The organism is Mycoplasma marinum (assembly GCF_004335975.1).
Classification (GTDB): Bacteria; Bacillota_I; Bacilli_A; order Mycoplasmatales; family Metamycoplasmataceae; genus Mycoplasma_K; species Mycoplasma_K marinum.
This window is the reverse complement of the sequence record NZ_PSZO01000091.1, coordinates 1-937: the sequence shown is the minus strand read 5'-3', so window position 1 is coordinate 937 and position 937 is coordinate 1. Positions and strand designations below refer to the sequence as shown.

The window sequence follows — 937 nt, the reverse complement described above, 5'->3', positions numbered from 1 at the left end:
CAAGTTACCCATTGAAAATTATCCAGAGTTTTCGAAGTTATTCCTAAAGTATTTTGATAAAAAATGACATGGTGTAGAAGCTACTTGAACCAGAATAAAAATTGAAAAGCCTAATATTTCAATGCCTTCATTGAAACAGACGTTCAATTTAATTAATTCAAACAAATGAGTTATCACAAAAAAAGAAAGATTGAGAGGAAAATATAGAAAAGGTGGTAAAAGATCTGGCGGATACTTTTCCAAATTTAATACTAAATATGTCTTACCAATTTGGACTAGAAATAAATCAATAAACTCCAGAAAAGACTTTGGTCATTGAGAAATAGATTTAGTAATAGGCAAAAAATCTTATGGCAAAAGAAATTTATTAACTCTAACCGAACGTAAAACAAGAATGATGATTATAGCTCCAATAAAATCTAAAAGTCCACATGTTTTAAATGCAACTTTATATAAAGTGATGAAAAAGTATCGCCTACTAATAAAATCAATAACGTCAGATAATGGTTTGGAATTTAAAGCTCTTGGCTTATTCTCTTATCGAACCGGAATAGACATTTATAAGTGTAATCCATATGCATCTCATGAAAGAGGTTCAAATGAAAATGCAAATGGACTTATAAGAAGAGAATACCCAAAGAAAACAGATTTTGATACAGTTTCTGATGAAGATATTGAAATATTGATGGATAACATAAATAATATGCCAAGAAAGATCTTTAACTTTAGTTCAGCTATTACACAATATGTGCAAGAACTTTCAATGGTTGATGTTAATGCAGAAATGCAAAAAATATTCCAAAAAGGGATTGATAAAAGAGCTAAGAAGACTTCTCGAAGACACGGATACTTATATATTAAAAATTTCCAATAAAAAACTCGAACTCATTTCAAGTCCGAATCTTTAATATACAATTTTTGTATAATTTATTTATAA

General features: G+C 28.3%; 1 protein-coding gene. It reads left to right on the top strand.

The window, feature by feature from the left end:
• Positions 1–874 (top strand): IS30 family transposase (locus tag C4B24_RS04820; protein WP_131599646.1); only part of this gene is annotated, 874 nt, incomplete at its 5' end.
• Between the last annotated feature and the right edge of the window lie 63 nt (positions 875–937).